This window comes from Nostoc sp. NMS4 (assembly GCF_017115095.1).
In the GTDB taxonomy this organism is placed as follows: domain Bacteria; phylum Cyanobacteriota; class Cyanobacteriia; order Cyanobacteriales; family Nostocaceae; genus Nostoc.
This window is the reverse complement of record NZ_JABXKI010000133.1, coordinates 1-13891: the sequence shown is the minus strand read 5'-3', so window position 1 is coordinate 13891 and position 13891 is coordinate 1. Positions and strand designations below refer to the sequence as shown.

The 13891-nt window shown below is 39.7% G+C and carries 10 protein-coding genes; 8 read left to right on the top strand and 2 right to left on the bottom strand.

What is annotated here, in order from left to right:
- Positions 1-1458 precede the first annotated feature (1458 nt).
- The 5 genes from HWQ37_RS10895 (at position 1459) to HWQ37_RS10875 (ending at position 9511) form a co-directional block, all read left to right on the top strand.
- Positions 1459-2526 carry a response regulator gene (locus tag HWQ37_RS10895; protein WP_292746838.1) on the top strand — a complete coding sequence of 356 codons (1068 nt, stop codon included), beginning with the start codon at positions 1459-1461 and terminating at the stop codon, positions 2524-2526.
- 62 nt (positions 2527-2588) lie between these two features.
- Positions 2589-2966, top strand: a complete 378-nt coding sequence (locus HWQ37_RS10890; RefSeq protein ID WP_069071198.1) for a response regulator transcription factor — start codon at positions 2589-2591, stop codon at positions 2964-2966.
- 4 nt (positions 2967-2970) lie between these two features.
- A complete protein-coding gene (locus tag HWQ37_RS10885; protein ID WP_292746834.1) occupies positions 2971-3468 on the top strand; it encodes a chemotaxis protein CheW in 498 nt (165 codons plus the stop codon).
- Between the two features lie 60 nt (positions 3469-3528).
- A complete protein-coding gene (locus HWQ37_RS10880; protein ID WP_292746831.1) occupies positions 3529-6333 on the top strand; it encodes a methyl-accepting chemotaxis protein in 2805 nt (934 codons plus the stop codon).
- 154 nt (positions 6334-6487) lie between these two features.
- Entirely contained in the window at positions 6488-9511 is a 3024-nt protein-coding gene (locus tag HWQ37_RS10875; protein ID WP_292746829.1) for a hybrid sensor histidine kinase/response regulator, read from the top strand.
- Between the two features lie 267 nt (positions 9512-9778).
- Here the strand turns inward: HWQ37_RS10875 and HWQ37_RS10870 are convergent, their stop codons facing one another.
- Both HWQ37_RS10870 and HWQ37_RS10865 read right to left on the bottom strand, forming a co-directional pair.
- A complete protein-coding gene (locus tag HWQ37_RS10870; protein WP_292746826.1) occupies positions 9779-10063 on the bottom strand; it encodes a DUF427 domain-containing protein in 285 nt (94 codons plus the stop codon).
- Positions 10064-10573: 510 nt separating this feature from the next.
- The gene (locus HWQ37_RS10865) at positions 10574-11155 is read right to left on the bottom strand and encodes a DUF4360 domain-containing protein (RefSeq protein WP_292746824.1); all 582 of its coding nucleotides are present in this window, start codon (positions 11153-11155) and stop codon (positions 10574-10576) included.
- Positions 11156-11564: 409 nt separating this feature from the next.
- Here HWQ37_RS10865 and HWQ37_RS10860 point away from each other — a divergent pair, with 409 nt between their 5' ends.
- From HWQ37_RS10860 to HWQ37_RS10850, 3 genes are all read left to right on the top strand, one after another.
- Positions 11565-12794, top strand: coding sequence for a damage-control phosphatase ARMT1 family protein (locus HWQ37_RS10860; protein ID WP_465249687.1), 1230 nt, complete (start codon positions 11565-11567; stop codon positions 12792-12794).
- Positions 12795-13063: 269 nt separating this feature from the next.
- Positions 13064-13279, top strand: coding sequence for a hypothetical protein (locus tag HWQ37_RS10855; RefSeq protein ID WP_292746820.1), 216 nt, complete (start codon positions 13064-13066; stop codon positions 13277-13279).
- 7 nt (positions 13280-13286) lie between these two features.
- Positions 13287-13712, top strand: coding sequence for a type II toxin-antitoxin system VapC family toxin (locus tag HWQ37_RS10850; RefSeq protein WP_292746819.1), 426 nt, complete (start codon positions 13287-13289; stop codon positions 13710-13712).
- Positions 13713-13891 lie beyond the last annotated feature (179 nt).

The window sequence follows — 13891 nt, the reverse complement described above, 5'->3', positions numbered from 1 at the left end:
GTTTGGCGTTCTCTATTTTCACTGCTCCTCAAAGTCCTAATTGCAAATTGCCAAATCCCTTATTATACCATAAAACACTTTTGCAAGAGTTCTAGTTTAAGCAGCCATATCTATGATAATAAAGTTATAGTACACTAAACCGATTGATTTGCCGTAGTATACAGAAAGAACATATCACATTTTGATAAGCTGTTCAAATCTAATCAATATTTCTTTATCTTTGACTATGAGAATTTAGTACAGGTATTTCTATGTGAATCTACACTCAAGTAGTGAGAAAATAAACTGTAAAAAGACCATAGACACAAATATCAAATTAACAATTCAAAATTCAAAATGACGCTCTCTACGAACGCGAACAGCGTGTCGAAGACAGACGCTAAAAGCGTAGCTTGCAACTCTTACAGAGTAAGCGGACTCGCTTGCCGCCGGCGCTAACAAAATTCAAACATTTTAGACATTTCAGACGGGCATTTAAACCCCGACTGAAACTACTGCTACATATTATAGATTGCAGGTTCTTAAACCCTTGAATTTACGATAATTCTTCGGTTTGAGCGACAATCTCTAAAAAACTGGTATAATCCTTCATTTGTATGTATTCTTTATTGGGACTTAGACAAAAAGTAGCCAGAAAAAAGCCTCAAATCTATATGCAGAGAGACTTTGACATCGTTTTGCCTGGTTTCTTAATATATCTGGGTTTCAAGCATTTTTGAGGATTTGGTGTATTTTCCTTGCCCTGTATGGGGTTGAGGCTTATTTATGCCTCAAAAATGTTTAAGTCCCGCTAGCGGTTTTCTGTTAGCTGGGTTTACAGTCGTAGGCATCGCAATCATAGAACTTCCACATTAGGAACAATTTTGCTCTGCGATGTCTACGACGGGCTACGCCTACGCGCATTTTGGACAACCAGAAAAATTAACCTGGAGATGCCGGTTAATTTCACACCTTTTCCTGGTACGGTTGCTAACCCATCTGAATTCTGTTTTATTTTTCTCAAAAAAATCAGTATTATCCCTGTAGTCATAACGGGGGTATTTAATTAAAAGTGGCTTCATATAGTTCTTACTTGTTTAAAAAATAGATTTCACTTAAGTGTAAATACAGAAGTTCAAAGATATTACCGTCAATAAAATCAGTATTATTCCTGTGGTCAGATTGGGGTTACTCAATGGAAAGTGGCTTCATCTAGTCTTGACATTTTTATGTCTTATTTCTCGAAAGATGCTGATAAATCTCAGTAACAGTAAGTAGATTAATCACAATTTACGAATTTACTAAGATTTGCTCATCTGAAAATAACGCTACTCTCGTTGAGTTTCACCACAAATCTAGATGTAAACAGATGTACTTTAAAATCCAAAAGTTTAATGCTTTTTACTTGATTTTAATTGTGGAATAACCCTACACGAATTTAGCTTACACGTATCGAATTTTAGCTGAAGTAAAAGCAAAATGAGCACAACTCCTATAGGTAGCTACAGGTTGTTCCAGAAACTACATCCGCTATCTCTGTTGGCACAATTAACAAGTCGGCGTGCTACGGGTTGCTTAAGCGTATTTACCGGGATAGTTTTTTGGTCAATCTATCTAGAGGACGGTAAACTTACTTATGCCTCCTATTCAGATAAACTATTTGAGCGCCTTGACAGTCACTTGCGCCGATTGAGTCAGCAAATTCCTGCTCTCAACAGCGCCACTCGCGTACAAATGCGGCTGATGTTTGAGACGAAAAATGAACATCAATCAATACCAAATGCAGATTACCAAGCTATTTGTTGGTTAGTAAATCAGGACTATATTACCTCTGTACAAGCAGGAAACCTGATAGACCAATTGGCAAAAGAAGTAATGGAATCATTTCTGTGTTTAAAAGAAGGTAGCTATGAATTTAGTCCAGAAAGCTCTTTGAGTGAACTACCAAAGTTCTGTCGCCTAGATTTACGGTTGCTTGTTGAACACTGTCAAAAGCAGTTACGAAATCGGCAAAATATTCAGTCATCAATTCCGGCTGGTGCGAGTTCCCAAGTTTTATCTGCAACACAATCGGCTCAAGTTTTGCCACAGATGCAAATAAAACTTGGACAAAAATTGCCAATACCAATCAATTTTGATCTTCCTGAGAATCATAAAAATACTCAGCCATCTGTTGGCAAAAAACTATATACAATTGCCTGTATTGATGATAGCCAAACTGTTTTGAATTCGATCAAGCACTTTTTGGATGAAAACACATTTTCAGTTGTAATGATCAACGATCCGGTAAAAGCTTTAATGCAAATTCTGCGGAGTAAGCCCGATCTGATTTTGCTCGATGTTGAAATGCCAAGCTTAGATGGCTACGAGCTATGTTCCTTATTACGAAAACATTCAGCTTTTAAAAATACACCGATCGTTATGGTGACTGGTAGAACGGGATTTATCGACAGAGCAAAGGCTAAAATGGTCAGATCGTCGGGATATTTGACCAAGCCTTTTACACAATCAGAATTGCTAAAAATGGTTTTTAAGCATCTTGGTTGATTGGAAAAAGGTAAATAAAAATAACAAAATATGTTTAATTTATTTTTTGAGGAGATTTAATAGTGAGCCTGACTTTGCTTGGCACAATTTTGATTGTAGAAGATTCTCCCAGCGAATTGGAATTAATGAGCCATTATCTCAAAGAAAGTGGTTACAACGTAATTAAAGCAAGTGGTGCAAAAGAGGGTTTAGAAAAAGCTGTGTTAGAAAAACCAGATGCGATCGTTACTGATGTAGTAATGCCAGAAATGAGCGGATTTGAATTGTGTCGTTCTCTGAGAAGAAATCCGATTACTGCAAAAGTGCCGATTGTGGTTTGTAGTTCTAAAAATCAAGAAATTGACCGTTTGTGGGCAATGAGACAAGGTGCAGATGCCTATATAACTAAACCTTACACCCGCGAACATCTCCTACGTACTATTAAATCAGTGGTAATTTGAATCAATGACTAGTACAAATATTACTCTTTCTTCAAAACCAATCCCAAATAACTTAGCAGATGGTTATCTAAGGTTTCAGCTAAATCAACAAACTACTGCTGTTTTATCAATGAGGCATACGCAAGAAGCAATTCTTGTGCCTGTTGAATCTATTACGTCAATGCCGAATATGCCATCCTGCATATTAGGATTAATGAATTGGCGGAGTCGGATAATTTGGGTAGTTGATTTACCAAGAATGCTGAATTTAGAATCCCTAGATTATCGACTGCGCCAGTACAATGTAGTCATTATCCAAGTGGAATCATTAGTGTTAGGCTTAGTTGTACAAGAAATCAAAGGTACAACTAAGTTCATAGTTGATGATATTCATTCTCCTATCGGACAAGTGGCATCCAGTTTAGTTCCTTATTTATGTGGGTGCGTTGTGCAACAGGAAGAAATATTACTGGTATTAGATGCACAGGCGATTGTTCAGTCTTCTATTCTCCGCAGTGATTAGGGTGTATTACTAAAAAAGATTTTTAGTGTTCTTATTCACATACTCAGGAGAACTAATTTTATGTTTAATAAAACCAACACGAATCAAGGTAATAGCGCTCAAAATCGAGGATCACTGATTTCATCTCAAAAAGCTATTGGAACTGTAGTAAAGCTACCAACGAAGCTGACTACTGAAACTGCTAATAATTCTTCTTTAAATCAGGGAATTGCCTATTTTACCAGGCTGGGATTGGTGAAGAAAGCGACTATTTTAGCGATCGCAATCGGTACAATACCAGTTTTGGGCATCGGTGCGATCGCTTTTGGTTTTGCTAACAAATCTATTACTAAGCAAATTACCCAATCTCAACAAGCTGAAGCTACCGGGTTAAGTGATAAAGTTAACCGTTTCATGCTGGGACGCTACGGTGATATTCAGGTAATATCAAACTTGCTATTTTTGACAAATTCTCAAGCTAGTATTAGTACTCAGGAAAAGCAAGCAGTCTTAGATCGGGTTGTTGAAGCCTACAAAGTTTATGACAGTATTGCTGTTTTCGATCGCCAAGGTAACTTGCTTGTGCAATCCACAGGCGAACCCCTAGAAAATCAAAAAGACCGTACTTATTTTCAAGACGCTTTACAAAAAGATACTCCTCTGATCAGCAAACCGGAAGCAGCAAAAAATACTGGTGTAGTAAGTATTTATCTAGCCGCACCTGTGAAAGAGACAAAGACGGGTCAAACGATTGGCGTGGTACAAGCACGTATGCCCGTAAAATCTTTAGAGGAAGTGATCAAAAATTACGCAGCCAACGGACAACAATACCATTTGCTCGATGCTTCGGGAACAGTTTTCTTGAGTCCGCAAAAGGAATTATTGGGGAAAGAAGCCAAGGAAGAGTATTCTAATTTAACTAAATTACTGGTAGCCAAAAAGGTAGATAGTTTTATAGAAGTTCCCAAAACTCACAAAAAACAAGAACTAGTTAGCTATGTACCAGCCAGTACCATAGATGGTTTACCTGATTTAAAGTGGCAAGTACTTTTAGCTACAGATACAGCAACTGTATTTGAGCCGCAAAGACAATTATTGTGGACTATAGCCATCGGTACAGCACTGACAGCATTGATTGTGGGTGCGATCGCATCTCGGTTAGCTAAACTAACTACACAGCCAATTCTGAATGCAACTGCGGCATTAGCAAAGTTAGGTCAAGGTAAATTTAATACCCGTCTGGAAATTGAAAGAGAAGACGAATTAGGGGTATTGAGTGCAAATATCAACCTGATGGCCGAACAATTGCAAGTCTTAGTTAAGGAACAGGAAATCGACATTGAAGGTGCAAAATTACTAGCAGATATTACCTTACGGATTCGGAAAACTCTCAAAACTGAAGATATTTATCACGCAGCAGTCAAAGAAGTTCAGCAAATTCTTAAAACAGACCGGGTAATCATTTATAGTCTGAATCCAGATACCTTGGCTGGCGTTGTCGTTGCGGAATCGGTAACTGGTAATTGGCCGGAAATGTTGGGAGTGCAAATTGATGACCCTTATTTTCGAGAACATTATTTAGAAACTTATCACGATGGAGAGGTGCAAGCGGTTGCCAATATTCATCAAGACCCAAGCCTGAAAAATGCCGACGCTTACATCCAACTGTTAGAAAAATTTGCTGTCAAAGGTCATTTAATCGTACCGATTTTTGCCCAAGAAAAACTTTTAGGCTTATTAATTGCTCATCATTGCGAAACTCCTCATATTTGGCAACAGCCGGAAATTGACTTGTTTCAACAGATAGCAACTCAAGTCGGTTATGCCTTAGAACAAGCTAAGTTAATAGAAGAGATAGAAAAAGTCAGAAATGTAACTGTAAGTGGGTCAGACGAAACACTGCAACAACAACTTTTACAACTACTCAACGACGTAGAAGGTGCAGCTAGAGGTGACTTAACTGTACGTGCAGACGTAACAGCTGGGGAAATAGGTACTGTTGCCGACTTTTTCAACTCCATTGTCGAAAGCCTCCGGGATATTGTTACCCAAGTTAAACAAGCTGCCATCCATGTAAATAGTGCCATTGGCTCTAACGAAGGAGCCATGCGCCACTTAGCAGAGGAAGCGCTAACCCAAGCTGCCGAAATCAACCGCACCCTTGATGCTGTTGACCAAATGACCCAATCGATGCAAGCCGTAGCCGAAAGTGCCGAAAAAGCTGCCTTCATTGCTAACAATGCTGCTCACACCGCTACCAACAGTGGACACGCGATGGATTTGACAGTACAAAACATCCTCTCTTTGCGGGAAACTGTGGGTGAAACTGCCAAGAAAGTGAAACGTTTGGGAGAATCTTCACAACAAATTTCTCGCGTGGTGTCCTTGATTAACCAAATCGCTATTCAAACTAACTTACTTGCCATCAACGCCGGCATTGAAGCAGCACGTGCCGGCGAAGAAGGTCAAGGTTTTGCCGTAGTCGCTGAAGAAGTTGGCGAACTAGCGGTTAGAAGTGCCGCCGCAACCCAAGAAATTGAGCAAATTGTTGAAAATATCCAACGAGAAACCAGTGAAGTAGTGCAAGCAATGGAAATAGGAACCACCCAAGTTGTAGAAGGGACTCGAATTGTGGAGGAGGCTAAACAAAGTCTAAGTCAAATTTTGGATGTATCATCTCAAATTGATTCCTTAGTGCAGTCGATTTCTACCGCAACTGCATCTCAGGTTGAAACATCGCAAAGTGTTAGCCAATTGATGAAAGATATTGCTGCTATATCACAACGTACCAGCGATTCTTCTCGCCAAGTTTCTGAATCTCTGCAACAAACTGTGGAGATTTCCCAGCAGTTGCAAGAGACTGTCGAGGCTTTCAAAGTTAGTTAAGTTTGTCATTTGTCATTTGTCCTTTGTCCTTTGCTAGTGATGAATGACGAATGACCATGCAAATTTTAGATTTTAGATTTTGGATTGAAATAAAAATCTAAAATCCGCAATCTAAAATCCAAAATTGATTGACCAATGACTAAGGACAAAAACCATGCAACAAGACAAAGAATTAGAAATCCAGATGCAGTTTCTGGAAGAAGCAACAGATTACTTAAATACTTTAGAAGGCGTATTACTGGAAATCGATACTAGTAACCGCATCGATTTAGATAAAATCAATGCTGCACTCCGGGCTACTCATTCTATTAAAGGTGGCGCAGGGATGATGGGATTTAAATCGCTAAGTGATTTATCTCACCGTCTGGAAGATTCCTTTAAAGTTTTAAAAACTAAAAAAAATTCTTTAGAAATTGATACTCAGTTGCAAAGTTTATTGCTATCTGGAGTTGACTGGCTGCGTCAGATTGTGGAATTGCTTGCAGAAGGGAATGTTGTCGAAGATGCGTGGTTAGAAACTTTTTGTTATCCCATCTTTGATGAATTGCACGATCGCTTGGGCGACCCCAGCCCAGAAGATGCCTCAACTATGCTATCCCCAGAGGACGGGCAAGACGTTATCCCTTTGCTATTTGCCACAGAAGTCGAAGAGTGTTTGCAGCGTCTAGAATCTATATTGGCAGATAGCCAACAGCCCGGATTGCATGAAGAAATTACGATTTTGGCAGCTGAATTAGGTGGTTTGGGAGAAATGCTGCAATTGCCAGCTTTTAGCAAGCTTTGTGAGTCAGTAACGCAGCATTTAGAAACTGTTAGCGGGGAACGCATTCCCGAAATTGCCCAGTTAGCATTGCAAGCATGGCGGCGATCGCAAGCTTTGGTGTTGACGAATCAATTCGATAACTTGCCTACGGAAATTAACTTGGGTAGTTCTACGCAATCCCAACCACTATTACCAGCAGAAGTAATACCACAGCTTCTCCCCACAGATATCCTCGACACCCAAGTAGTGTCAACAGCTGTTTGGCAAGCAGAGATAACTCCAGAAGCTTGGGTTAAAGATGAAGCAATTGCAGCCAATTTTACATTTGTAGATGCAGAATTTGCCGAGGATGTAAATTCTGTCAATGTCACCGAACACAATACAATATTTGCTAGAGAAGATAATCCTCCAGATGCCAGATTTAGCGAAGGCAAAGGAGAGCCAGTTGCCGTTGCTAAAGAAAGAGACACTCATGAGAATAGCGTCCGAGTTCCTAGCAAACAATTAGAGCAAATTAATGATTTATTTGGCGAACTGATTGTTCAGAGAAACGGGTTAAACTCGCAACTAGAAAGATTACGCAAACTCGTTCGTAATCTCAACCAGCGAGTCCAAGTTCTCGACCGCGAAAACCAGGAATTACGTATAGTCTCCGACAAAATTTCTACTCACGCGACCACATTTAATGGGGCGCAGTTGCAAGCTGAAAATGGCCACCAAATACAAGGTATAAACACAGAATTTGATGCCTTAGAAATGGATCGCTATAACGAATTAAATCTGCGATCGCAGGAAGTTATGGAAACCATTGTTCAGGTACAGGAAGTCACAACAGATGTGCAACTCAGTGTAGATGATACAGACCATATTGCTCGAAAACTAAACAAAACATCGAAACAGTTACAAACAAAGCTAAATCACATCCGAATGCGGCCATTGTCGGATTTAGTTGAACGTTTTCCAAGAGCTTTACGCGATTTAAATGTCGAGTATGGCAAAAATGTTCAGTTAAAAATTGAAGGTGGCAACACTTTAATTGAACGCAGCATTTTAGAAGCTTTAAATGAACCTTTAATGCACCTATTAAGGAACGCTTTCGATCATGGTATCGAAGACTCTGCCACACGTCGCCTTTTGGGTAAACCAGAACAAGGATTAATTGAAATTACCGCGACTCACCGAGGTAATCGCACCCTCATTACTATCCGTGATGATGGTTGGGGCATTTCTCTGGAGAAAATTCGTACCCGCGCCTTAGCTATGGGATTAGATGCTTCTCTACTAGCTAATGCTAGTGATGAAGAACTATTATCACTAATTTTTGAACCAGGTTTTACCACCTCCGAACAAGTGACAGCGTTATCTGGTCGCGGTGTCGGTATGGATGTAGTTCGCAACAACCTCAAACTGATTCGAGGAGATGTGAAAGTTGATACAGAACCAGGAGTTGGTACTACCTTCACCTTATCAGTACCATTTACACTTTCTGTTGCACGAGTTCTGCTAGTAGAAATCAACAAAATTCTATTAGCATTTCCCACAGATGTTATTTCTGAAATATCTTTACTCCAAGACGAGCGAGTTTTTGAAATGGCTGGTAGCGAAGTTTTAAATTGGCAAGGAACCATGCTGCCATTAATTCGCTTAATTCGCTATTTAGAGTTTAATTGTCTACGCTACGATAGCCCAGAGTTGGAAATTCCGGCAGCCATTAGTACTAACAGTGTATTAGTAGTCAAAGGTAATAATCAACAAGTAGCAATTCAAATAGACCGTTGCTGGGGTGAACAAGAAGTTGCGATTCGCCAAGTCGAGGGAAATATACCTTTACCTGAAGGTTTTAGCAACTGCACAATTCTCGGTGATGGTCGAGTAGTGCCACTAGTTAATATCAATGAGTTGCTGTATTGGATTGCTACAAATCAGAGAACTACCAAAGGCATTCAATTACCATCGGCAAGGTTAAAAACCCCGTTCCTGATATTTGATGAAGAGAAAATGTCAGCAGCATCTATTAAACAGAAAGGCACAATTTTAATCGTAGATGATTCGATTAATGTCCGCCGCTTTTTAGCCTTGACCCTTGAAAAAGGAGGGTATCAAGTAGAGCAAGCTAAAGACGGTCAAGATGCCTTAGAAAAACTCCATAGTGGATTGAAAGTTAAGGCAGTAATTTGCGATATTGAAATGCCTCGCCTTGATGGTTATGGCTTTTTAGGTAAGGTAAATTCAGATGTTGATACAAAAAATATTCCAGTTGCGATGCTGACTTCTCGTAGCAGCAATAAACATCGGCAATTGGCCATGCAATTGGGGGCGCGAGCTTACTTTTCTAAACCTTATAACGAGCAAGAGTTATTGCAAACCCTGGAGGAAATTATTCATCCTGTAGCAGAAAATGCAGCTTCTAATTAAAAATTGATAACCGCTATAACAGCTTATAATAAGACCGCGATGAGGGCGGCTATTTTGTAAATAAAATAGTTTAAATAATTAGCCCGCATAGACGGGCTAATTATTTTATGGGTAATTTAGGACTTACGCACAGGTAACGGAAAATCGAACCACAGAGGCGCAGAGAACACAGAGAAATGAGAGTTTGAGAGATATTTTGCGTAAGTCCTGTAATTAATCGAACCTAATGTCAATTACCTAAAACCAAAATACTTCTAGGAACCTTTATTAAGCTTCGACTTTTACACCCTTCCAGAAAGCGACATAGCCTTCAATATTCTTAGCCTTCTCCTTGGTGTTGGGATAATACCAAGCAGCATCTTTATTGATTTCCCCATCAACCTCGATACTGTAGTAACTGGCGACACCTTTCCAAGGGCAAGTAGTGTGAGTGTTACTTTCAGTAAGGTACTGTTTGTTAATGGTATCAACAGGGAAATAATGGTTGCCTTCTACAACTACGGTATTATCACTCTCGGCTAAAATAGCTCCATTCCAAATTGCTTTCGGCATAAATGACTTTGTAAATAAACTATACATATAATATTTTGACACTATTAGGGTTCTTATTTGATTTTTGAAAAGACACGTAGGGGAGCCAGCCGAGAGTACGGCACTATTTACAAGGATTTGGCGCGTTACGACGTTCCGTCTAACACACCCTACTGGCGTGGCAAGGCTAAAATGTTGCAAGCTCAATGTTGGGTTTCGCGTTGCTCAACCCAACCTACATCTAATACATTATTTTAGCTGTGTCACGACAGTACAATACCTAATTTTTTTCAGAAATCAAATCGGATTCCTATATCAGCTTATTTTTAGGACATTTATTTTGAAATTAAAAGCATTTGATTCTATCGTAAAGATTATTTTTTTGATAATTACTATTAAATAAAAGCCGAATCTATTTAAATCACGCTGTAGAAGCACAGTATTAATGTTCTTCTACAGCGTTGTCTATTTAGCATTCTATTAATTGGTGTCGTCAAACGTCCGAAAATCACAAACTAGTAATTAGTTCGTCTAGGAAAGGCAGCGACGGTATCTGATGTGATAAATTAAGCCACGGTGAGCAAGATCAAAGGAGTCAACGGTAGCCATCCCGGCACCACTGGCGCGCATCGAAGCATTCACCCGCATATTTACACTATCGCCACAGGCTGACCAAACATTAGCTACGGTTGCCAAGCTGTCTCGAACAAAATAGTCAGTTCCGCCCATCAAAGTCCGAGTAAAAACTGGGCCGCGACCACCAGCAAAAAAGTACTCGGCTCGTAGTGTTCCAGTGGTTGCAGCAGCAACATAGCCCCGATAATCAGCATCGTAAAGGGAAATTTGAAAGCCTTGGGGTAATCTGATACCAATGCTCAAATTACAGCTTTTACGGCTTTGTGCTTGGTTATTAGCTAGGGCTATAAACTGGTCAAATAGAATGGTTAGCTCTTGACCATCAGGGCTAATCAGCACAGCAGCGGAGTTATCAGGGCAACCGTTACCACCATAGATTGCATCTGTAATTTGAACGCTAGTAGTATCAGCAAAGGCAGGCCCAATTGAGGCTGTAATTAATGCAATCGCAGCAAAAAATGTTTTTAAAAGCTTCATGATTTTTATTTTTCACCACAAAATAATTCAACTAGTATTTAACTAGTTTTCACACTGAAATTCTACTAATAATTACGGCTGAATTTCGGATATTTATATAAGTTGTACTGAAAATATTCAAATCGTTACAAAAAGTGGAGTAGCACTGATGAACCAACGCAACATTCTGTCTTTAAGAGCCACTATATTACAGAGTTATTGGTGTTAAAATAAGGTGAAAGCCTCGCAGGGTAAGTGTTTTACAATGGACAAATCTAATTCCAGCTTTCTAAAGAGATTCTCTAACTTTATTAAATGCTTTGTTTACAGGCATCGGTTGATTTATCCCGCTTTTGAATTGATTAGGTTTGAAATCAAGTCGCACACGGCGTTAGAATAAATAAAAATATCAGGAGAAGAAAAGTTTGTGGTGAATGTATCCCACATCCCAAAATTACCCATACCACCATCTCTTTTGGGGTCAGAAGTCAGTTCTTTTACTGAGTTTACAGTTACTCAACGAATGCCAGCGATCGCTCGCCGAGTTATCGCAGAAAATAATTTTCCATTAGAGATTAATACCAGCTTAGAAAACCTGGCGACAGAATTGCCAGCAGGATATCTGCAACCGCTTTTAAATGATACTGCTGTAGATTTTTCAGCCTGGAATACCTATTTAGAACTCTACAAAGGTCAGCGTTGGGTAGATGTTCCCTGGTTTTTTGCCGAAACTTATTTTTTTCGGCTGATTCTGGAAATTACTAATTATTTTCGCCCTGGTGTATGGCAAGGTGTCGATCCATTTAAATTACAAAAGTCTCAAGGTTTAGAAGCATCTCTGGATTCGATTAGTCTGCTGTGTGGTCAGGCTAACAATTGGTTAGATAATTCACAACCAAAGGAAGAATCAAACAAAACAGCTTTAACAGCATTGTTATATTTTGCTTTGTGGGGAAATCGAGTTGACTTAAGTTTATGGTCAGCATTTGAGAGCGATCGCAGTCGTTTTGATATTCAAACTCAATTAGCTCACATCCTAGTAAATGATGCTTCCCAAGTCACGGAATTATTAACCAACTCTCAAGGCGGACGGATTGATTTTGTTATAGATAATGCTGGTTTTGAACTTGTTTGTGATTTATGTTTAGTAGATTTTTTGTTAACTAGCGGACTGGCTAATCGGGTTTACTTACACTTAAAGCCACATCCAACTTTTGTCTCTGATGCCACGATTAAGGATGTACATTACACAACAAATTTTTTAGCCGCAAGTGGAGATCGACAAGTTATCTCCTTTGCCCAAAGATTGCAAGACAATATTGCATCAGGGCGTTTAGTGCTGTCTGAAGATTACTTTTGGACATCGCCTTTAGCCTTTTGGGAAATACCCGACTATCTCAAAAATGAGTTAGCCAATGCAAGTTTGGTTATAGTTAAAGGAGATGCCAATTATCGCCGATTATTAGGCGATCGCCACTGGGAACTAACGACCAACATTACAGATATAGTTTGCTACCTACCAGTGCCAATAGTAGCTCTACGTACCCTGAAGTCAGAAGTAGCAGTTGGTTTAAAACCAGAAGTTATTGAGCAAGTAGCAAAATCTGACTCTTCTTGGTTGACAAATGGACAGTGGGGTGTAATTCAGTTGATAGTTTAGACAATTTTGTAAAATCGAGATAATTTGTAAGACAAGTATAAGTATCTTCACTACTTATCGGGTCGTCTACCCCTGGATTTCTCACCACATCTCATTAATTAAATAAGTAAAGAGTAATAAGTAATGAGTAATGAATCTTATTTATTACTTATTACTTATTACTTATTACTTCACCCGCTAGGGGAGCAGGGAGCTTGTGAGAAATGCGGGTACCCTACCCGTATCATTGCAAGCAGCTTAGGATAGACTAGAAGAACTTTTTAAGGAAAATGGTAGAAAAAATCACAGCTGTGTTTAATGGCAAAGTTTTCTATCCGGCTGAACCGATCGCACTGCCAATTAATACCCGCGTGCGAATCAGTATTGAAATTTTACCGCCAAGCGAACACGAAACGGTATCATTTCTGCAAACAGCGCGATCGCTCAACCTCGAAGGGCCGGCTGACTGGTCTGCCAATATAGATAAATATTTGTACAGCAAGTAAACTTTTCATGCATTCTGAAGTCTTTCTTGATACATCATTTGCCATTGCCTTATCTGCACCGAGCGATCGCTTGCATGACCGAGCCTTATATCTGGCTAAAATATTACAAGCAGCAGAAACTCGCTTGGTGACAACACAGGCGGTAATGTTGGAAATTGGCAATGCCTTATCCCAACAACCTTATCGTCAGGCGGCAATCATATTATTAAATTCTCTAGTAGCAGACTCTAAAGTAGAAATTGTCCCCCTTTCCCAGGAACTCTACGAACGTGCTTTCCAGCTATATCGGGAACGAACAGAGAAAGAATGGGGATTTGTCGATTGCGTATCTTTTATTGTCATGGAATATAGCGGAATCACTGAAGCACTGACCGCCGATGAGCATTTTCAACAAGCAGGTTTTCGAGCATTACTGCGAGAAAATTTGCCGTGATACCAATTCTGTATGAAGATGCGCCCATAGTACGGAGCAGGGGGCAGGGGGCAGTGAGTAGGGGAGGCAGGGGGAGATAAACAAAACTCCTAACTCCTAACTCCTAACTCCTAACTCAACACTCACTACTGCTGTGATTGCGATCGCAAATCTTGTAATAGCCTCTGCAAAAACTTACC